This window comes from Haloarchaeobius amylolyticus (assembly GCF_026616195.1).
Lineage (GTDB): Archaea > Halobacteriota > Halobacteria > Halobacteriales > Natrialbaceae > Haloarchaeobius > Haloarchaeobius amylolyticus.
In genome coordinates, this window is record NZ_JANHDH010000001.1 from 1460847 (window position 1) to 1479426 (window position 18580).

Genomic DNA, 18580 nt, shown 5'->3' on the forward strand with positions numbered 1-18580 from the left:
CGCCACACCCCGTCCGGTAACCACCCGGTAACCGACCGTTTACGTTACTAATGGTATCTGAAAGGTCGAACCGTTTTTTATACTGACCTGTCAATGACTACCCGTCTCATGGGGGTCGCGAAACAGCGGGGGAACGAGGAGGCCGAGGTATCGACACCGGTCTCCGAGGACGAACTGTTCGACGTGCTCTCGAACCAGCGACGACGCTACGCGGTGCACGTCCTGAAACAGGAGGAACAGGCGGCCATCGACATCGGGCCGATGGCGCGACAGATCGCCGCGTGGGAGAACGACGTCGAGCTGTCCCAGGTCGATTACTCCGAGCGCAAGCGGGTCTACACCGCGCTCCAGCAGCAGCACCTGCCGCGGATGGACGAGGCGGGGGTCGTCGAGTTCGACAAGGACCGGGGGGTCGTCGAACCGACCGCCGCGCTGGCGGACGTCGACCTGTACCTTGACGTGGTCCGCGGGAAGGAGATGCCCTGGAACGAGTACTATCTCGGTCTCTCCGGCGTGGCCGTGGCGCTCACGGCCGTCGTCGGCGCGGACCTCTGGCCGTTCACCGCGTTCTCTGACTTCTCGTGGCTCGTCGCGGTCGTCATCGCGTTCGCCTGCTCGGCGCTGGCGCATCGCTACTACGTGACCGAACTGGAGCTCGGGTCGACGGAGGAACCACCGGAACTCGATAGATGACACGCCTCAAGGCGGTGAGTATCGTGCTCGCGCTCGCGGCAGCCACAGCGCTGGTCTACGGGACCGTCGGCTACTCGTCGGTGTCGGCGGAGCGCGGCGTCGAGGTGTCGGTCGTCGGCGACGAGCAGGCCCTCGTCGGCTACCACGCGGCTGACCGGACGGTTACCGCCGGGACGACGACGCGACTCGTGACGGTGACCGACCGGACGCCGGTGCCGGTGACCGTCGAGGTCGTGCGCATCGAACACGGGCCCGGCGTCGAGGTCACCAGCGTCTCCGGCCCGGGGTCGGTCGGGGCCGGCAAGCGTGGCGTCGTCTTCGGGCAGGTCACGTGCGCGAACGAGACCACCGCCGACGTCAGCATCACCGTCGCGGTCCACGGCGAGGGGATCGACGCGACCCTCGACGGCGAGGCGCGGACCTTCGAGGTGCGCTGTCTGCCGACGCCGGCCGACGACGGAGTGGAGGAACCAGACGAGGAGACGAACGAGAGCACCACCAGCGACGAGACCACGACCGATGGCGAACACCGGGTGGTCGCATGACCGACGACCACACGAAACTGCGTGCTGTCGTCGGCGACAACCAGACCGTGGTCGCGCTCGCGCTCGTCGCCTGCGTGCTGGCCGGCGGCTGGCTCGCCTACGGGGCCTACGCCGACCCCGGGGAGTCCACCCGGACGGTCCAGCAGGAGGCCTGGTCGACGACCGGCTGGTACAACCACTCCGCGACCGTCACCGAGGAGAACGACGTCTACGAGACAGGCACCACGCTGGACGACCGGTCGACATACCTGGGTCGTATCGCGCCACGGCTCGACGGGAGCTACGTCTTCCAGTACGACGCCCGGCAGTCGGGCGACCTCGCGGGGAACGTCTCGGTCGTGCTGGTCTTCACCGGGACCGAAGGCGGCTCCGGTGAGGAGCCCGCGACGGTCCACTGGCGGAAGGAACGCGTCCTCGCGAACGATAGCTTCTCGTCGCTCTCGCCCGGTGACCGCGTGCAGGTTCCCTTCTCGCTCGACGCCATCGCGGCCGACCAGCGTGCCGCGAACATCTCCGAGCAGCTCGGCAGCTCGGGCGAGCCGTCGGTGTCCATCCGGACGACCGTGACGGTGCAGGGGACCGTCGACGGGGAGCAGGTGACCCACCGGCAGACGGACCCCCTCTCGCTCTCGGTCGACGGGAGCACCTACAGCGTCTCCGGGGCCACCGCACAGACCGAGTCCTTCGACGAGGCGCGGCAGGTCGCCGTCCCGGCACAGGCCGGCCCACTGGGACGCTTCGGCGGCCCGGGACTGCTGTTCGTCGGGCTCGCTGGCCTCGGCGTGCTCGCGGTCGGGAACCGACGCGACCTCTTCACCGTCTCCGAGGCCGAGCGCGAGCGACTGGCCTTCGAGGGCGAACGCGGCGAGTTCGACGAGTGGATCTCGGAGATCCGCCTGCCAGAGGACGCCTTCGACCGCCCGGCGGCCGAGGCCGAGTCGCTGCAGGCCCTCGTCGACTTCGCCATCGACACGGACAACGCGGTCGTCGAGGACCCCGACGAGGAGGCGTTCTACGTCGTCCACGGTGACTACCTGTACGTCTACCGACCGCCGACAGAGACGCCGGACGAGCCGGGAGCCGTGGCGATGGACGACACGGCTGACGCCGAGGAGGAGCCGGCCGGCCCGGACGCGGGCGCCGACGACTGGCCGGACCCGCTCGAACCCGTCACCACGTCGGAGGAGCCGCCGACCTGGGACGACACCGGGCAGGCGGAGGACTGACCGGTCCGGCCCCGTCGACCGACGCTTTCCTCGTCTCCCGCGAGTCGGCTCGGTGCGGGGCGGGACGGAACGGGAGAGGAGGACAGTCCATCCGTCTGTGGCAGCTGGCTCCCGAGTCCGGCCGCTTTCACTGGTGCCGGAGTTCGATGGGTGGCCCTCGCGGACCCCGCCGGGGGCGGTAGTAGTGCTCGTAGCAGTACCGCACCAGGGCGACCAGCACCGCGGCGAGGGACATCAGCAGCCACGTCTCTGGTGGGAGCGCGTCGAAGGGGGTGATCTCGAACGCGCCACCGACTGCACACAGCGTTCCGACGCCGACCAGGGTGAGCAGGTACCGGGTCCAGGGGAACCGTCGCTCGAAGAGGACGGTCGTGAGGAGGTCACACTCGGTTGCTTCCGGTGTCACCGCGACCGTCCCACGACGCTCGTCGAACTCGACGATACCACTGCTCGCCAGTTTGGGCAGGTGGAACTGTCGAAGCGCGTTCTTCACCCGGCGGAGTTCCTGGGAGTGCAGTTCGTCGGGCGGTTTCTCGTTCTCCCAACTCGCGACCGTCTCGGCGAGGTCGCGGAGGGTCACCTGCTCGCCGGCCCGACAGAGCGCGTAGAGCGCGAACCGGCGCCGCTCGTTGCCCAGGGCCTCGAGTACGTCGTCGCGTGTGACGCGTCGCTCCCCGTGGCCGTCGCCGCTGGTCGAACCCCCGTCCCCCAGCATCTGTCGTTGATGGGTCGTGTCCCTCGTACAAAAGAACGATTTTGTCATATCAGGGTGAACGACACCGGGCGACCATGCTGGGCCGGACGACTCAGGGGTGGAACCGGTCGGCCGAGCACGCTCAGGCCATCTCGTCCGACCCGGTGTTGTGCCGGCACTGTTCGGCCGTGAACTGGAGGCCGACGTGGCAGGTGTCCGTCTGCGTGATGTTGACGTCGATGGTGGCGTCGTTCTCGTCGACGTACCCGCGAGCACGGAGTTCGTCGTCGAAGGTCCCCGACGCGACCGGGTTGTTCACGAGCGGGAGGTCGGTGAAACCGTTCCCGTTCGAGTCGTTCGCCTTGCACGGCAGGAACCACTGCATGACGTAGCAGTGGACGCCCGGTTCGAAACAGAACGCGTCGACGTCGGGGTCACCGGCGACGCCCGACCCGTCGGCCTTCACGACCGGAGGAATCCGGATGCGGCCGTCGAACTCCGGGCCGAACTGTTCGAGCCAGCCACTCATCGACCCGGCGTAGAGGACGTCGCCGGTCGGCTCGACGATCTCTGTGGGGTCCTCGGTGGAGAGGCTGCCGCCCTCGATGAGCACCCACGAGTCCAGCGAGGCGTCACCGGCGTCGGCGATGGCCAGCCGGAGCGTGTTCGGCTCCCCGGGAACGACGTCACCTTCTACGTCGAGGACGACGGTGAACCCGTCCATCTCGGTGTCGGCCATCTGCCCGTCGTCCATCTCCGACGGGTCGTTGTTGTTGTACAGCTGGTCGTTGACGTCCTCGTTGACGTTGTCGATGGCTGCGGGGACCGTCTCGCTGGAGTCGTTCGGGTCCGGAACGACGGCGAGGTTCTGCCCGTTCAGGAAGAAGCCGAAGACGTCGTTGTACCCGGCATCGACGTACTCGTTGTACTCCTCGGAGCCGAACACGTAGTTGAAGTAGACCTTGTTGGCGTCCTGTGGGACCGTGAAGTCGAACTCGAGGACCGTCGCGTCCTCGGTCGTGGCGTTCGAGAGCGTGTCGAGGTCGCTGTCGCCGGGGTTATCGAACGCGGTGGTCGTCCCGTCCTCGTCGTTCGGCCCGGCCACGTCGGCCGCAGCCCCTGAGCTGAGGATGATGCCGCTCTCGATGCCGAGTGGGTCCATCCCACCCTGGAACATGCCGGCCGAGGCGTCGTTGCCGGTGTAGGTGACGCTCGCCGGGTCGATGGTGACGCCACCCTGGGTGGAGACCAGCGACGCCGCGAGGTCCTCCGCGGTGAGACTCCCATCGGTCAGGTCGGTGACCGAGAACGCGTCCGCGGCCGTGACGGCGGCCGTCTCGACCTCCTGGGCTGCGGGCGCCGTGGGGCTCTCGCCGTCCGTGGCCCCGTTCTCGTCGACCTCGATGATGTTGTCACAGTCAGGGTCGGCCGCGATGACCACGTAGAGGTAATCGCAGAGTTCCCCGCCCTCGAACCGGGGGTCGTCGATTAGCTCGCCCGCCTCGCGCTCGGGCTCGATGGGGTCGGTGACACCCTCGCGGTAGTCCTCGTCGCTCCGGGGAAGCGGCCCGCCCTCGCTGTCCTCGTCGAGGAGTTCCGCGTAGATGTACGACGGGTTGCCACAGAGGTGGAAACTGAAGGTGGTCTCACCCTCGTCGTACGGCTTGATGTCGACGAGGTCGATGAACATCCCGCGGGTCCCATCGACCAGGCCGGGGAGGAACTGGTTGCCGGGGTCGTCCTCGACGGTGAGGCCGCCCAGTACGTCTGGGTTAGCCTCGTCGGCGAGGTCGGTCGGGACGGGCAGCACGCAGACGTCTGTCCCCGTCTGGAACGCGCCCCAGTCCTCGTGGCTGATGGCGTCTCCGTCCGCGTTCCGGACCGCGGGCGCGGCGCCGACCTCGTATGTCATCCCCTCTGTTCCCACGACCACCGGGGGTCGCTGGTCCTCCGGGACGTTCTGCAGGTCGTAGCGCTCCCACGGCCGGTACGTCGACCGATAGTCGAGCAACAGGTCGACGCGGCCCGCCTCGTACCAGCCCTCGAGCGATTCGCGGTCGCTGTAGAACGCGGTCGTGCCGAGTCCGGCACCCGCGCTTGCGACGCCGATGGTTCCGAGCCCGGCCAGCACCTGCCGACGAGACAGTCCGATATCTTGCTTCGTTGTCATGGTATCTGTGACACGTCACCAGCCGGGTGGTACCGGCGCCTGTTTCCTGGGAGGTCTTTAGAGCCGGTTTCCGGCCGGTAACGTACCGGTCCCATCTCTGCGTGGCGGGGGGTTATGTATACACAGCTAGCAGTTCTCTATTCGACCGTTCCTCGCGTAGAAGCCCGGCTTAAGCCGGGCGAAAGGTGACCCCAGAACTCCCCGAACGACTCGTTCGGACGGACGGCTGCGGTCGAACCGAAGCGGGTCAGGACGGCTGGCTCAGAAGTGCAGCGGTTCCGCGTTCTCCCACGTCGGCTGGAACTCCTCGTACACCTCGGTCGCGAACTCGGGGTCCTTGAGGTCGATCATCGCGAAGGTCTCGCCGGAGGAGCCCAGCGGGTTGGGCACCTGGATGACGCACTCCACGTCGTCGAGCAGGTTGAACGTGCCCGTGACGTCCTCGCTGGTGCGGACCTCGAAGTCGGGGTTGGGCGAGAGACGTTCGCGGTAGCGCCGGCCGACCTCCTCCGAGAGGGTGTCGACGACCTCACGGGTGAGCAACACGTCGATCTTGACGCCACGGTCGAGGGCGTCCTCCAGCTGTTCGACTATCTGGTCGCCGATATCGGTCACGTCGAACTGGGGGGTCTGGGCCGAGGCGACCATGATGATGCGGCGGTCGGCCGCGGTGAGGCGTTCGAGCAGGAGGTCGGTGGTCTCCTCCTGCCCGACGGCGGCGGTCCAGAACTGCTCCTCGACGGGTTCGGCCGCGTCGAGTTCGTCCGAGAGCTCCTCGACGATGTTCTCGTACTGTTCGGCCTTCTCCTCGAGTTCGCGCTTCTTGTCGTCGAGGAGGCGGTCCAGCGCGGTCGCGGGCTCGACGGCCACGTACTTCTTCGGCCGGCTCGCGGTCTGGCTGCGGACGAGGTTGTACTGCTCGATGCTGTTCAGCACGTCGTAGATACGGCCCATGGGCACGTCGCTGGCCCGGGACAACTCCTTCGCGGTTGTCGGTCCGGTGTTCAACAGCGCGCGGTATGCTCTCGCTTCGTACTCCGACAACCCGAGGTCCCTGAGACTCGCCATAATAAACCCAAACAGAGTGGAGAACCATAAACACAACGGTAGTTTCCGCGAGCAGTCGCGGCGTCACTCCATCGCGTCGGAAACTCGCCGGCTGAGTGTTTCGGGGTCGTGGGCCGGCTCGGCGACGGACTCGCCCCGGACCACGTAGGCCGCGCCGGCCTCGTCGTAGCCGCTGGCGTCCGGGACGACGACCTTCTCGTGGTCGGCCATCCGCAGGGCGGCGCGGTGGAGGTCGCTGCCGGCCTCGTCGGTGACCGCGATGACGAGCGGGTCGTAGAGCAGGCGCGAGACGGCCGAGCCGTAGGCCGCGATGCGGACGCCGAAGCGGTCCGCGGCGCCCGCGAAGGCCCCCAGCGCGTCGGCGGCGATCTCCTCGTACCGGTCCTCGCCCGTGAGCAGCGCGAGGTCGAGCAGCGCGTCGGCGAACTCCACGTTCCCGTCGAGGGGGCGGAGCGGCCGGTCGAGCAGCCCGAGGCCCTCGCGCGGGCCGTCGACGAAGGAGTCGCCGACGAGCAGGGTGTCGATGGCGTGGTCGGCGACCGCCTGGGCGGTGTCGAGGGTGTCCGCGCCGAGGACCTCGCGGGCGCGGGTCAGGGCGCTCACGACGCGGGCGTGGTCGACCAGCAGGCCGGCCTCGCCTTCCGTCCCGTCGTCGTCACGGAAGTGGGTGACGACGCCGTCCGCGACGAGGTTCTCGGTGAGGTAGTCGAGGGTGCGCTCGGCGTATCGCCGGGCGGTCTCGTCGTCGGTGTAGGCGTGGTAGGTGAGCAGGGCGTCGACCGCCAGCGCGTTCCAGTCCGCGAAGGCCGTCTCGTCGACCGGGGGCGTCTCGGCGGCCTCGCGGTCGCTGGGCTCTGCGGCGTAGTAGCTCCGGCCCGCGCCGGCGGCCTGGCTCCCGCCGAAGGCCTCGCCGGTCCAGAGCGTCCCCGTCAGGTAGTCGAGGGTCGCCTGGGCGGGCTGGCGGTACTCGTCCTTGCCGGTGTAGAGGTAGGCGTTGGCGAACGCGCGCAGCAGGGAGGCGTTCGTGTCCAGCAGTTTCTCGTGGTGGGTGTCGCTCCAGTCCGCGTTCGCGGCAAATCTGAAAAAGCCGCCCGCGTAGTCGTCGAGCAGGTTCGCGCTCACCGCGTTCAGGCTCCGGAGTGCCTGCTCGCGCTCGCGCTTCAGCGCGAACTCGATGCTCCGGGGCATCGGGAACTTCTCCGCGTTGCCCCAGCCGCCGTTTCGCTCGTCGTAGCTCTCGCGGAGCTGGCCGACGAGCTGGGCCTCGATGTCCTCGGTCAGCTCGCCCGCGGGCGTGTCGTTGCCCTGCACCGACCGGGGGATGCGCCCCGCGGCGGTCCCCTTCTCGTCCCACATCTGGCGCACCGAGTCGATGACCTGGCGCATGCCGTCCTCGCCGAGGTAGCCCGACCCCGTCAGCACCTCGCCGTCGGGCGTGAGGAACACGTTCGAGGGGAACCCGCCCATGTTGTACCGGTCTCGCACCCGGGGATTGCGGTCCACGTCCACCCGCACCGGCACGAACCCGTCGTTCACGTTCGCCGCGATGCGCGGCTCGTCGTAGGTCTCGCGGTCCATCTCGTGGCAGTGCGAACACCACGTCGCCGACAGCGAGAGGAGAATCGGTCTGCCGGTCTCCGCCGCGAGGTCGAAGGCGTCCGGTCCCCACTCGTGCCACTCCACCCGTGTCTGGGCTGCGGACTCGTCCATGTGGAGGGCTTCGGGTGCGCGGGCGTATGAACTCGGCGATGGCCACAGCCCGCCGACCCGACCAGCGATGGAAAAAGGGCTTTGACCCCTGGCCCGTTACCCCCGACCATGCGAACACTCCGGCTCATCGGGCTGTTGCTCGTCATCCCCACGCTCGATGCCGCCTTGCTGTTGCTCATCACGCTCTTCGCACCCGAGGTGACCGTGGTCATCGCGGCCGCGCTGGTCGTCCTGACCGCGTTCGTCGGCCTCCTGCTCGTGCGCGCCGAGGGCCGGCGCACCATCCGCAAGATACAGCGCCAGCTCGTCGAGGGCGAACCGCCCACGAACGAGGTCATGGACGGCGGGCTGCTCATCGCGGCCGGCGCGTTCTTCCTCACGCCCGGGCTGGTCACGGACTTCGTCGCCCTGCTGCTGACGATCCCCCTGACCCGCATCCCCATCCGCACGGTGCTGAAGAAGTACGTCGTCACGCCGTACCTCGACAAGCAGACCGGCGGCATGGCCTCCGGGAACGTCTGGACGTTCGGCTTCCCGCAGGGCGACGCCGACGGCAGCGGCCAGATGGGCGGCTTCGGCGGCATGGGTGGCGGTTCCGGTGGCATGGGCGGCGGCTCCAGCGGCTCCGGCACCGGAAATTCCGGCGGCAACAGCGGCGACGACACCTACAACCTCGGCGACGACGCCTACGACATCGAGTTCGAAGACGACGAGTGAGAACCCCTGTCTAAGCTCTGCGAGAAAGAAACCCTTATACTTCCCACCGCACAACTCGGAAATGCGAACGACGGCGGGCCGATAGCTCAATCAGGTTGAGCGCCACTCTGATAAGGTGGAGGCTCTCGGTTCAAATCCGAGTCGGCCCACTACTTTTCCGCGGACGTTAGCTCATTCAGACTCATCTCCACCGTGATTGAGTGTGGCACCGGATTTTCTAGGCATTCAAGTGGTCTTACTTCGGTTCGAAGACGAACGACTCCCTAGCTCCCTCCTGAACTACAGTCTTCACAACTGTCCCTTTGGGTCGACGTAGAAGACTGAAAAACCCGAAGATATCCGAACCAGATGAGCTGGTATTGACTACGAAACACACCATGGCTGTCAAGGAAACAAGGGAGCCCGATTCAAGCCAGATAATCAATCCTGCTGCGAGGTTTACGAGTATGAACGGGGATATCAGCGATATCATGCTATCTCGTCGCCTCATGAACTGATAGTCATTTGTAACTCTTGGTGGTAGATAGCTAATTTCAGGGTCATAACCCATGAGTCGTGAAGCCGCATAGTGGATGTTCTCGTGGACAAATACGGTCAACATCAGCCCAGATGGAATAGTGAGAACGACAAACAGAGAATCTATCAATGGCGTGGCTTCTCCTATTGAATCAGCGATGGCGCTGGAGGCGATCTCTTGAACGGGATAGAAAATCACCAGCAACCCGAATGCTGTGAGCCCAACTGCTGCGCTTGAAACACGCTTGTAGACAGAATCCTCTCCGTACGGTTCCGGTTCGGAGAACCCGTCTGGAGAATCCGGAGCGGATTTCATACTGACATTTTTCGTCCGCTTCGAGTATATCAATTACCCAAATCCCGTTTCGATAATTGAGGAGAATCTCAAGTTACAAAGTAGCAAACCTAGTCGTCTACCGTCGTGTTTGTCAACGGTTCTGTCTAGATTGCTTCGACAATCAAACATTCACCCCCGACAGAACTATGACTCTGCCAACACGACCAGAGCGTAGTATGGACCAGCGTGCCCAGGTGTCCGTCGGGATCATCTTCCTGTTCATCGCGATGGTGGCGGTGGCGGCCATCGCGGGGGGCACGCTGCTCAGCGGGGCGGGCCAGTTGAGCGCCGAGGCCGAGAACGAGACGGCGGCGGCGTTCGAGGACATCTCCGGGGGCGTGCTGGTCGTGAACGAGGTCGGGAAGGTCGACGCCGCGGACGGGAGCGTCGGGACGGCCCGGCTGACCGTGAAACTCGGCGCGGGCATGAACCGGACCGACCTGTCGAACGCGACCATCCACTACCGGGGCGAGCACGTGAACCGGACGCTGAACTTCACGGCGGCGGAGGCGAACGCGACGAACTTCTCGGTCGTGAGCCCCATCGACCACGACGGGTCCGCGCCGGTGCTGAACAGCGAGACGGACGTGTTCCACGTCGTCGTCGCGGTGGAGGATATCCGGGCCGGGAGCGAGGCGGCGACGGCCGGGCTGGGCGCCCAGGACCGGGCGGTGCTGGTCATCACGACGGAGCGGGGCATCGTGACGCGGTCGGTGCTGACGGTGCCGCAGTCGATGGAGGAGAAGGAGTGGGTGCCGCTGTAGGCGGGGACAGGATTCTCCACCGGTGAGTCACCGACGGCGAGCCGCGGCTATCCGTCGTCCCCGAACCCGGCGAAGGCTTCGACGAGCCGGTCGTCTTCGATGGTCTCGACGCCGACGTGGAGCGGGGAGACGCTGGTGACGTGGTCCGCGCAGGCGCCGAGGTCGGTGTCGGGGTCGGGTGCGGGGGCGTCGCGCTCGGGGACGACGGGGTCGTAGAAGCGGTTGTCGAAGGTGAACTCGCGGTCGTCCTCGCCCTCGACGACCCGGCGGTCGAAGCCGCGGGCGGGGCGGGTGAGCCGGAGTTCGTCGCCGCGGGAGCGTTCGGTCGGGACGGTGACGTTGAAGTACCAGTCGGGGCCGAGCCAGTCCGCGTCGTGGAGGCGCGAGACCAGGAAGCGGGTGACCCGGACCGCCTCCGCGAAGTCCTCGCGGGTGGGCTCGGCGAGCATGCCGCGCTCGGGGTCGTAGGCCGAGACGGCGATGCCGGGGATGCCGAGGAACGCGGCCTCCATGGCGGCGCTGACGGTGCCGGACTGGCTGAGCTTGTGCGCGCCGATGTTGGGGCCGGGGTTGCAGCCGGCGACGACGAGGTCGGGCTGGCACTGGTAGCGCCCGATGGCCACGCAGTCGACGGGGGTGCCGTCGATGGCGGTCCCGCGCTCGTGCTCGTGGGCGGAGACGGCGTGGGACTTCCGGCGGCCCGCCCCGCTCCGGTCCTCGGTGGGGGCGACGACCGTCACGTCGGCGACCTCGCCGAGGCCGTCGTGGAGCGCGTGCAGGCCGACCGCGTCGATGCCGTCGTCGTTCGTGAGCAGCACCCGTGGCTGAGCCATCGGCGTGAGGTGGGGTCCGGAGCGGGACAACCCTATCGGTTCTTCATGAGCAGGGGTCCGGATGGACACCGCGAGTGCAGTGACACACACCGCCGAAATGTGGGTCCAGCACGCACAGGGCGAGCAGTTTCACTTTCACCACGCGTGGCTCGCGGTTTAGTACCCGTGGCACGAACCGGTGACCATGGACGAGAAGGCACAGGAGGCACTCGACGCTGCCCGGCTCGCGGTCGCCAGCGACGACTACGACGCCCTGGAACGGGCGGGCCTCGAACTGCTCGGGCTGGCCCGGCGTCGGCGCCGGGAGGCCCGCCGCGCCGACTGACCGGCCGGGAGGACCGACACGTCGCCCCGAACTGCCGGCCTCAGGCGCCTCCGCCGCGCGTCCCGAGCGTGAGGGTCCGGTCGACGAGTTCGCCGTCCCGGAGGATGGTCGCCTGCACCACGTCCCCGGGGCGGGTCCGCAGCGCGAGGTAGGTCGCGTACGCCTGCTGGCTGGCGATGCGGGTGTCGTCGATGGCGACCAGCACGTCGCCGCCGACGGGCACCCGGACCCCACCGACCGTGGTCGTCCCGGTCGCGGGCTGGAGCAGGCCGGCCGCGGGACCGCTGTCGGCCACCGTGACGACCATCACCCCGGAGACCCCGTCCAGGTCGTTCACCCGCGCCACCGTCGGCGTGACGTTGGTCATGCTGATGCCCATCGCGGCGTGCTGGTAGTCCCCGTGCTCGACGAGCGTCGGGACGACCCGCCGGATCATCGCCGCGGAGATGGCGAATCCGAGGTTCTCGCCGCCGCCGGCGTTGATACAGCCCACGACCGTCCCGTCCAGCCGGAGCAGTGGGCCCCCGGAGTTCCCCGGGTTCACCGCCACGTCGGTCTGGATGGTGTCCGCAATCTGCACCCCGTTGATGTTCGGGAGCAGGCGGTTCACCCCCGAGACGATGCCCTCCGACATCGACCCCTCCAGCCCGTAGGGGTTCCCGATGGCGACGACACGGCGGCCGACCGGCGGGTCGCCCGTCATCAGGGGCAGTGGCTCCGCGGCGGCCGGTTTCCCGGCGACCTCCAGTACCGCGAGGTCGCTGAAGCGGTCGCTCCCGACGACGGTAGCCTCGGCCCAGTCCCCGTTGGAGAACTGTACGTCGACCGCCTCGGCGTCGGCGACCACGTGGTGGTTCGTCACGACGTGGGTGTCGTCGTACACCCAGCCCGACCCCTGGCTCTGGCCGGTCGGGAGGAACGCCTGGACGAGGACGACCGACGGGATGGCCGCCTCGTACACGTCGACGTAACTGGCGGTCTCGTCCTCCTGGACCGGCTGGTCCCCGACCTCCCCGACCGACTGCTCCGACTGCGTGACCCCCTGCTCGCCGACGCGGGTCCCCGAACAGCCGGCGAGGCCGACGCTGGCGGCGGCACCGGCGCCGAGCAGGAACCGGCGGCGACTGACCTGTTGCATGTCGTTCACTTCGGCGCCAACGAGGTTAAGTCACGTCCCGGCCCGGCACCGTCGTTCCGAGAATCTGGCCACCTTCTCCGCCTTTTTTGTCCTGCTGGGGGCTATCTCTCTCCATGGCACGGAGTGAAGGGTCTGGCACGGACCCGGCTGCCGACCGACGGAGTGTCTTCGACTACCGGAGCGAGGAGGTACCGGAGACGCCGTTGCAGGCGGCACTCGACAGGCGAATCGACGGGGACGTCCGGTTCGACACGTACTCGCGACAGCTGTACGCGACGGACGCCAGCATCTACGAGCAGACGCCCATCGGCGTGGTCTTCCCGCGCTCGACCGACGACGTGGCTGCCGTCGTGTCGTACTGCGCCGAGGAGGGCGTCCCGGTCCTGCCCCGGGGTGGCGGGACCTCGCTGGCCGGACAGACCGTGAACGAGGCGGTCGTCCTCGACTTCTCGCGGCACATGGACGGCGTGGAGTCGGTCGACCCCGAGGGCCAGACCGCCCGCGCCCAGCCCGGCGTGAAGCTCGGCCGGCTGAACACCGTCCTGTCGGAACACGACCTGAAGTTCGCGCCGGACCCGGCGTGGGGCGACAAGTCGGTGCTCGGGGGGGCCATCGGCAACAACTCGACGGGCGCGCACTCGCTGAAGTACGGCAAGACAGACGCCTACGTCGAGGCCTGCGAGGTCGTCCTCGCCGACGGGACGGTCACGGAGTTCGCGGACGTCCCGGTCGAGGAACTGGACGAGTACGCCGACCCCGAGGGCGACCTCGAGGGACGCATCTACGCCGCGGTGCAGCGCGTGCTGGACGAGGAGGCCGACGAGATCCGCGAGAAGTTCCCCGACCTGAAGCGGAACGTCTCGGGGTACAACCTCAACTACCTGCTCGACCAGGCCGAAGAAGAGGGCGTCGTCAACCTCTCGAAGCTACTCGCCGGGAGCGAGGGTACCCTCGCGGTCGTCACCGAGGCCGAGGTGTCGCTCGAACCCGTCCCCGAGACGACGGCGCTGACGATGCTGTGTTACGACGACCTCGTCGCGGCGATGGACGACCTGCCGGCCATCCTCGAACACGACGCGGCCGCGGTCGAACTCGTCGACGACGTGTTGCTCGACCTCGCCCGGGAGCGCCCCGAGTTCGAGCAGGTCGCCGAGCAGTTGCCCGCCGGCACCGAGGCGACCCTGCTCGTGGAGTTCTACGCGGAGGACGCCGAGCACGGGCGCGAGCAGGTCGCCGACCTCCTCGCCGACCGCCTGCCGGGCCACGAACCCGAGGGCGAGCCGACCAGTGCCGGCGAGGATGGCGAGGCGACCGACGGCGGCGCGGCCGTCAGCGTCGACGAGCCCGCCCGCGCCTTCGACGCGCTCGAGGCCTACGACGCCGAGCAGATGGCGAAGATCTGGAAGCTTCGCAAGTCCGGCCTCCCGATCTTGCTCTCGCGCACCGGCGACGCGAAGCACATCGCGTTCATCGAGGACACCGCCATCCCGCCGGAGAACCTCGGCGCCTACGTCTCTGACTTCCAGGACATCCTCGACGACCACGACACCTTCGCGAGTTTCTACGCCCACGCCGGCCCCGGCGTGCTCCACATCCGGCCGCTGGTGAACACGAAGACGGTCGAGGGCGTCCAGACGATGTTCGACATCGCCGACGAGGTGACCGACCTCGTCGTGAAGTACGACGGCTCGGTCTCCGGCGAGCACGGCGACGGCCGCGCCCGCACCGAGTGGAACAAGAAACTCTACGGCGAGCACCTCTGGACCGTCTTCCGAGACCTCAAGAGCGCCTTCGACCCGGACTGGCTGCTCAACCCCGGGCAGGTCTGTGGCGACGTGGACATGACCGAGAACCTGCGTTCCGGCCCGGAGTACGACTTCGACCTCGGGTTCGACCCGACGCTGAACTGGGACAACGAGAACGGGATGCAGGGCATGGTCGAACTCTGCCACGGCTGCGGTGGCTGTCGCGGCGACCAGGACACCACCGGCGGCGTGATGTGCCCGACCTACCGCGCTTCGGGTGAGGAGATCACCGCCACCCGCGGCCGGGCGAACATGCTCCGGCAGGCGATGAGCGGCGACCTGAGCGAGGAGGAGCAGTTCTCCGAGGAGTTCAAACACGAGGTGCTCGACCTCTGTATCGGCTGCAAGGGCTGCAAGAACGACTGCCCCAGCGGGGTCGACCTCGCCAAGCTCAAGGTCGAGGTCGAACACGAGCGCCAGCAGCGCGAGGGCGTCGACCTGCGCAACCGCGTCTTCGCGAACATCCACCAGCTCTCGAAGCTCGGGAGCATGACCGCGCCCATCGCGAACTGGATGGCGGACTTCGGGCCCGCCCGGAAGCTCGGCGAGAAGTTGGTCGGCATCTCCGCGGACCGCAGCCTCCCGAAGTTCCGGCGCGAGACCTTCCGCGACTGGTTCGAGGCACGCGGCGGCTCGACCGTACCGAAGTCCAGTGCCACCCGGAACGTGCTGCTGTTCCCGGACACCCACACCAACTTCAACGACCCCGACTCCGGGAAGGCCGCCGTCAAGGTGCTCGAAGCGGCCGGCGTCCACGTCGACGTGCCGGACCTCGGCGACACGGGCCGACCCGCCCACTCGAAGGGGCTCCTCGACCGGGCACGCGAGGAGGCGCGCGAGAACGTGGCCGCGCTGGCCCCGCAGGTCCGCGACGGCTGGGACGTGGTGCTCGTCGAGCCCTCGAACGCCGTGATGTTCCAGAGCGACTACCGCGACCTCCTCTCCGGCGACTCGGTCGAGCAGGTCGCCGCGAACACCTACGGGGTCTGTGAGTACCTCGACGCCTTCGGGCTCGACGAGGCCATCGACTTCGCCGCCCCCGACGAGCACCTGACCTACCACGGACACTGCCACCAGAAGTCGACGAAGAAGGACCACCACGCCGTCGGTGTGCTGCGCCGGGCCGGCTACCGGGTCGACCCCCTCGACTCCACCTGCTGTGGGATGGCCGGGAGCTTCGGCTACGAGGCCGAACACCGCGGGATGACCGAGGCCATCGCGAACATCCTCTACGACCAGATCGACGAGAGCGAGGGCGACACCGTCGTCGCCCCCGGCGCCTCCTGCCGGACCCAGCTCGAGGACCGCGACACGCTGGGCGACGCGACCGAGAGCGAGGAGCCGCCGACGCCCATCCAGCTGGTCGAGCAGGCGCTGGCCTAGGGGCTCAGCGGTCCACGAGGAACCGCCGCAGGCTCTCTCGCGGGCTGAACCCGACGCCGGCGACCAGTTCGACGTCGAATCCCTTCTCCTCCCCGAGGTCGGTGAGCACGTCCCGGAGCGCCGCGACCTCGACCGGCGCGTGGATCCGGTAGCCGTATGGCGGGCCCTCACCGGTGTCGATGGCGAGCTTCGGCCGGCCGAACCGACCACCTTCGTACAGTCGAATCGTCTCGACCTCGGCGTAGGGAATCGAGACGTGACGCTCGGCCGCATCGAGGACCGCCGTGGGCCCCGCCTCGGCACACCGGGCCGCCATCTCCGCGGCGCGCTCGCGGTGGCCGCCGGTGACGATGCCGAACATCGGTGTGACGGTCGCGTACTCGCCTATCTCGACGGCGTCGTCGGTGAACAGCACGTCTGCGATGCGGAGGGGCGTGGTCCCGGTCATGCAGTGGTGGACGTGGGCGTGGACGGTCGTCATCGCCCGTCACCCGCGACCGCCCGGCGGAGGACGAGCGCGCCACCCGCGACGAACAGCGCGCCGGCGACCTGGTTCCCCGCGAGGACGACGTAGCCCCCGGCGCCCATTCCGAGGAGGCCGGCGAGGAACAGGAGCCGGGAGCCGGTCGTCCGCAGTCCATTCGCCCCCTCGCCGACGTAGGACTCGGCGGCGTAGGTGGCGATCATGACCGCGAGTGCGAGCGCCACGAGGACGGTTCCAAGCGGGTCGGTGAGGCCCCTGGCGAGGACGACCCCGACGAGCCCGACGAGGTAGAGGACGAGCCGGAGACCGGTGAGTCGGTGTGCGAGCGCGTCGAGTCGGTCGCCCATTGCGGCCATCGTCACGAGAACAGCCCGTCCGCCTCCTCGGCGTCGGGGACGGTCTCCTCGGCGCGCCACTTCGCCTTGGCCGACGCGGACATGACGTACACCTGCGTCGCCGCGAGGACGACGAACAGCAGGAACCCGCCGGGGGCGCTGCCAGCGACCCCGATGGTCACGCGGAACGCGTCCAGTCCCAGCAGTTGCTCGAACGTGTTCCCGACCAGCAGCACCGAGAAGTACCCGAAGAACGCCGTCGCCCACCACATCGCGAAGATGCGCGGCCAGCCGGGCTGGGTGTGCTCGGGGAGTCGTCGCGTGTTGATGAGCAGCGTGAGCGCGGTGTAGGGCCACATCATCGCGCCGGACATCGCGGCCGCCGTCAACAGCAGGCCGAAGGGCTGCTCGATGGGGATGGGCAGGGTGAGGATGAGGATGCCCCAGCCCGCGAACGCGGTGAGCAGGTACCAGAAGATGCGCGGGAGGCTCCAGCCGCGCTCGCGGCCGACGGCCTCGTAGATGACGTCCGCACTGTTCCGGACGACCGATTCGACGATGGCGTACTCGGTGGTGAACAGCGCGAGGAAGAGCACGCCGTACAGCAACGCCCCGGCCAGCGGCGAGAGGTCCGGCGCGACGCCTGTGAGCCACATCTCCACGCCGCCGGGGTCGGTCGCGGTGACGTAGGTCGCCGCGATGGCCATCATCGCCGTCGCGGTCACGAAGACGCCGAGCACGAACGTCACGAGGTGTTCCAGCTGGGCGAGTCGCCACCAGCCACGCCAGCGTCGCATGTTCTCGACCGTCGCCTCGAATGAGAAGCCGTCGCGGTGGACGATCTCGGGTTCGTCGCCGACGATGGGGTTCAGGACCCGGCCCTGGTAGCGGCCCATGCCGTAGCCCTTCTCGCGGATCCACAGCGACTGCGAGAGGTTGAGATATCCTCCCGCGCCCGCGTACGCGAGCCCGCCGAGGAACACCGCCACGTCCTCGTCGCCGGGCAGGGTCCCGATGCTCGCCGCCCCGACCGGGATGTTCGCCAGCTCGGCCGGGTCGCCGACCAGCACGAACAGGGCGATGGCACAGAGCGCCGAGGAGGCGACGAGGACCGCCGTGACGCGCTCGACCACGTTGTACATCAGCGGTGTGAGCTGGTAGGAGGCCCAGATGAGCAACATCAACAGGATGCCGTAGGCCTTCCAGCCGAGGAACTGGTAGCCAAGCACCGTGAACGTCGATTCGATGCCGAGCCCCGTCGCGCCGACCTTCGCGGCCGTCGCGGCCCACCCCGGCCAGCCGAAGCTCACGAAGCCGAGTACCAGAAAGAGCACGGGCCAGGCGCGGTGGACGCGCTCGAACGCCCGGAAGATGCTCTCGCCGGTCGCGAGCGTCCAGCGCTGGATCTCCGTGTTGATGACGAAGTGCGTCAGCACGCCGACCCAGAACGCCCAGTAGACGCTCCAGCCGTTCTGGGCGACCAGCAGCGGCCAGAAGATGGTCTCGCCGCTGCCGAGGGAGGCGCCGAGCATGATGGCGCTCGGGCCGAGAACGTGACTCAGTTTCGGGACGCGGGGGAGGTCGACCTCCCGGTAGGCGTCCCCGTTCCCGCGGTCGGGGTGTTCCTCGTCCTCGGCGGCGAGCTCGAGGTTGTCGTAGGCGGTCGGGGCGTACGCCGAGGTCCGGTACTCGCGCCCCTCCTCGGCCGAGGCGTACACCTCCGGCTCCGTCTCGGCGTCGTCGACCTGCTCGTGCTCGCGTTCTATCGCCATGTATCAGATACCCACTCTGTCCTGTGCCCCCACCGGCACCGGATAGCTGCTACCACGTGTCGTGT

The 18580-nt window shown here is 68.1% G+C and carries 17 protein-coding genes and 1 tRNA gene; 8 read left to right on the forward strand and 10 right to left on the reverse strand.

The genetic code is table 11. From position 1 onward, the window contains the following. Positions 1-108 precede the first annotated feature (108 nt). Genes NOV86_RS07510 through NOV86_RS07520 form a run of 3 tightly spaced genes read left to right on the forward strand, consistent with a single transcriptional unit; the run spans position 109 to position 2464 of the window. On the forward strand, positions 109-693 hold the full coding sequence (locus tag NOV86_RS07510; protein WP_267640723.1) for a DUF7344 domain-containing protein: 585 nt from the start codon (positions 109-111) through the stop codon (positions 691-693). Further along, positions 690-1238: a hypothetical protein gene (locus tag NOV86_RS07515; RefSeq protein WP_267640724.1), complete on the forward strand. Its 549-nt coding sequence runs from the start codon at positions 690-692 to the stop codon at positions 1236-1238. Before NOV86_RS07510 ends, NOV86_RS07515 begins: the two co-directional genes overlap by 4 nt. Further along, positions 1235-2464, forward strand: coding sequence for a DUF5305 domain-containing protein (locus NOV86_RS07520; RefSeq protein ID WP_267640725.1), 1230 nt, complete (start codon positions 1235-1237; stop codon positions 2462-2464). The genes NOV86_RS07515 and NOV86_RS07520 overlap by 4 nt, the downstream gene beginning before the upstream one ends. Positions 2465-2591: 127 nt before the next feature. On the opposite strand, the gene NOV86_RS07525 is transcribed toward NOV86_RS07520, so the two are convergent. The 4 genes from NOV86_RS07525 to NOV86_RS07540 all read right to left on the reverse strand — a co-directional run bounded on the left by NOV86_RS07525 (position 2592) and on the right by NOV86_RS07540 (position 8106). Continuing rightward, positions 2592-3179 (reverse strand): DUF7344 domain-containing protein, encoded by a 588-nt coding sequence (locus NOV86_RS07525; protein WP_267640726.1) that lies wholly within the window; start codon positions 3177-3179, stop codon positions 2592-2594. Between the two features lie 121 nt (positions 3180-3300). Continuing rightward, a complete protein-coding gene (locus NOV86_RS07530) occupies positions 3301-5328 on the reverse strand; it encodes a choice-of-anchor L domain-containing protein (protein ID WP_267640727.1) in 2028 nt (675 codons plus the stop codon). Between the two features lie 261 nt (positions 5329-5589). Further along, complete coding sequence (locus tag NOV86_RS07535) at positions 5590-6396, reverse strand: TrmB family transcriptional regulator (protein WP_267640728.1); 807 nt, start codon at positions 6394-6396, stop codon at positions 5590-5592. A 63-nt stretch (positions 6397-6459) separates the two neighbouring features. Next, positions 6460-8106 (reverse strand): DUF255 domain-containing protein, encoded by a 1647-nt coding sequence (locus NOV86_RS07540; protein ID WP_267640729.1) that lies wholly within the window; start codon positions 8104-8106, stop codon positions 6460-6462. 108 nt (positions 8107-8214) lie between these two features. Between NOV86_RS07540 and NOV86_RS07545 the strand changes: the two genes are divergently transcribed. Together NOV86_RS07545 and NOV86_RS07550 are read left to right on the forward strand one after the other, a co-directional pair. Next, the gene (locus tag NOV86_RS07545; RefSeq protein ID WP_267640730.1) at positions 8215-8823 is read left to right on the forward strand and encodes an FxsA family protein; all 609 of its coding nucleotides are present in this window, start codon (positions 8215-8217) and stop codon (positions 8821-8823) included. 75 nt (positions 8824-8898) lie between these two features. Beyond that, positions 8899-8972, forward strand: a tRNA-Ile gene (locus tag NOV86_RS07550). 86 nt (positions 8973-9058) lie between these two features. Here the strand turns inward: NOV86_RS07550 and NOV86_RS07555 are convergent. Continuing rightward, on the reverse strand, positions 9059-9655 hold the full coding sequence (locus tag NOV86_RS07555) for a DUF3267 domain-containing protein (RefSeq protein WP_267640731.1): 597 nt from the start codon (positions 9653-9655) through the stop codon (positions 9059-9061). 197 nt (positions 9656-9852) lie between these two features. On the opposite strand from NOV86_RS07555, the gene NOV86_RS07560 reads away from it, so the two are divergent. After that, a complete protein-coding gene (locus NOV86_RS07560) occupies positions 9853-10440 on the forward strand; it encodes a hypothetical protein (RefSeq protein WP_267640732.1) in 588 nt (195 codons plus the stop codon). Positions 10441-10487: 47 nt separating this feature from the next. Here the strand turns inward: NOV86_RS07560 and surE are convergent, their stop codons facing one another. Next, positions 10488-11273: a 5'/3'-nucleotidase SurE gene (gene surE, locus NOV86_RS07565; protein WP_267640733.1), complete on the reverse strand. Its 786-nt coding sequence runs from the start codon at positions 11271-11273 to the stop codon at positions 10488-10490. Positions 11274-11457: 184 nt separating this feature from the next. Here surE and NOV86_RS07570 point away from each other — a divergent pair, with 184 nt between their 5' ends. Beyond that, the gene (locus NOV86_RS07570) at positions 11458-11598 is read left to right on the forward strand and encodes a hypothetical protein (RefSeq protein ID WP_267640734.1); all 141 of its coding nucleotides are present in this window, start codon (positions 11458-11460) and stop codon (positions 11596-11598) included. Positions 11599-11638: 40 nt separating this feature from the next. Here NOV86_RS07570 and NOV86_RS07575 read toward each other — a convergent pair whose 3' ends face one another. Continuing rightward, positions 11639-12736: a S1C family serine protease gene (locus tag NOV86_RS07575; RefSeq protein WP_267640735.1), complete on the reverse strand. Its 1098-nt coding sequence runs from the start codon at positions 12734-12736 to the stop codon at positions 11639-11641. A gap of 113 nt (positions 12737-12849) precedes the next feature. On the opposite strand from NOV86_RS07575, the gene NOV86_RS07580 reads away from it, so the two are divergent. After that, a complete protein-coding gene (locus tag NOV86_RS07580; RefSeq protein WP_267640736.1) occupies positions 12850-15924 on the forward strand; it encodes an FAD-binding and (Fe-S)-binding domain-containing protein in 3075 nt (1024 codons plus the stop codon). Positions 15925-15928: 4 nt separating this feature from the next. Here the strand turns inward: NOV86_RS07580 and NOV86_RS07585 are convergent, their stop codons facing one another. From NOV86_RS07585 to NOV86_RS07595, 3 genes are read right to left on the reverse strand one after another with little or no spacing between them, the layout of a single operon-like run. Beyond that, positions 15929-16405 carry a hypothetical protein gene (locus NOV86_RS07585; protein WP_267640737.1) on the reverse strand — a complete coding sequence of 159 codons (477 nt, stop codon included), beginning with the start codon at positions 16403-16405 and terminating at the stop codon, positions 15929-15931. Beyond that, on the reverse strand, positions 16402-16770 hold the full coding sequence (locus NOV86_RS07590) for a hypothetical protein (protein ID WP_267640738.1): 369 nt from the start codon (positions 16768-16770) through the stop codon (positions 16402-16404). Before NOV86_RS07590 ends, NOV86_RS07585 begins: the two co-directional genes overlap by 4 nt. After that, positions 16767-18515, reverse strand: a complete 1749-nt coding sequence (locus NOV86_RS07595) for an Nramp family divalent metal transporter (RefSeq protein WP_267640739.1) — start codon at positions 18513-18515, stop codon at positions 16767-16769. Before NOV86_RS07595 ends, NOV86_RS07590 begins: the two co-directional genes overlap by 4 nt. Between the last annotated feature and the right edge of the window lie 65 nt (positions 18516-18580).

Bases quoted from the DNA above. Each gene is read 5' to 3' on its own strand.
- surE (WP_267640733.1), bottom strand. From the start codon at position 11,273: ATGGCTCAGCCACGGGTGCTGCTCACGAACGACGACGGCATCGACGCG.
- NOV86_RS07570 (WP_267640734.1), top strand. From the start codon at position 11,458: ATGGACGAGAAGGCACAGGAGGCACTCGACGCTGCCCGGCTCGCGGTC.
- NOV86_RS07595 (WP_267640739.1), bottom strand. From the start codon at position 18,515: ATGGCGATAGAACGCGAGCACGAGCAGGTCGACGACGCCGAGACGGAG.
- NOV86_RS07510 (WP_267640723.1), top strand. From the start codon at position 109: ATGGGGGTCGCGAAACAGCGGGGGAACGAGGAGGCCGAGGTATCGACA.
- NOV86_RS07560 (WP_267640732.1), top strand. From the start codon at position 9,853: ATGGACCAGCGTGCCCAGGTGTCCGTCGGGATCATCTTCCTGTTCATC.
- NOV86_RS07540 (WP_267640729.1), bottom strand. From the start codon at position 8,106: ATGGACGAGTCCGCAGCCCAGACACGGGTGGAGTGGCACGAGTGGGGA.
- NOV86_RS07535 (WP_267640728.1), bottom strand. From the start codon at position 6,396: ATGGCGAGTCTCAGGGACCTCGGGTTGTCGGAGTACGAAGCGAGAGCA.
- NOV86_RS07580 (WP_267640736.1), top strand. From the start codon at position 12,850: ATGGCACGGAGTGAAGGGTCTGGCACGGACCCGGCTGCCGACCGACGG.
- NOV86_RS07515 (WP_267640724.1), top strand. From the start codon at position 690: ATGACACGCCTCAAGGCGGTGAGTATCGTGCTCGCGCTCGCGGCAGCC.
- NOV86_RS07575 (WP_267640735.1), bottom strand. From the start codon at position 12,736: ATGCAACAGGTCAGTCGCCGCCGGTTCCTGCTCGGCGCCGGTGCCGCC.
- NOV86_RS07585 (WP_267640737.1), bottom strand. From the start codon at position 16,405: ATGACGACCGTCCACGCCCACGTCCACCACTGCATGACCGGGACCACG.
- NOV86_RS07545 (WP_267640730.1), top strand. From the start codon at position 8,215: ATGCGAACACTCCGGCTCATCGGGCTGTTGCTCGTCATCCCCACGCTC.
- NOV86_RS07520 (WP_267640725.1), top strand. From the start codon at position 1,235: ATGACCGACGACCACACGAAACTGCGTGCTGTCGTCGGCGACAACCAG.
- NOV86_RS07530 (WP_267640727.1), bottom strand. From the start codon at position 5,328: ATGACAACGAAGCAAGATATCGGACTGTCTCGTCGGCAGGTGCTGGCC.
- NOV86_RS07525 (WP_267640726.1), bottom strand. From the start codon at position 3,179: ATGCTGGGGGACGGGGGTTCGACCAGCGGCGACGGCCACGGGGAGCGA.
- NOV86_RS07555 (WP_267640731.1), bottom strand. From the start codon at position 9,655: ATGAAATCCGCTCCGGATTCTCCAGACGGGTTCTCCGAACCGGAACCG.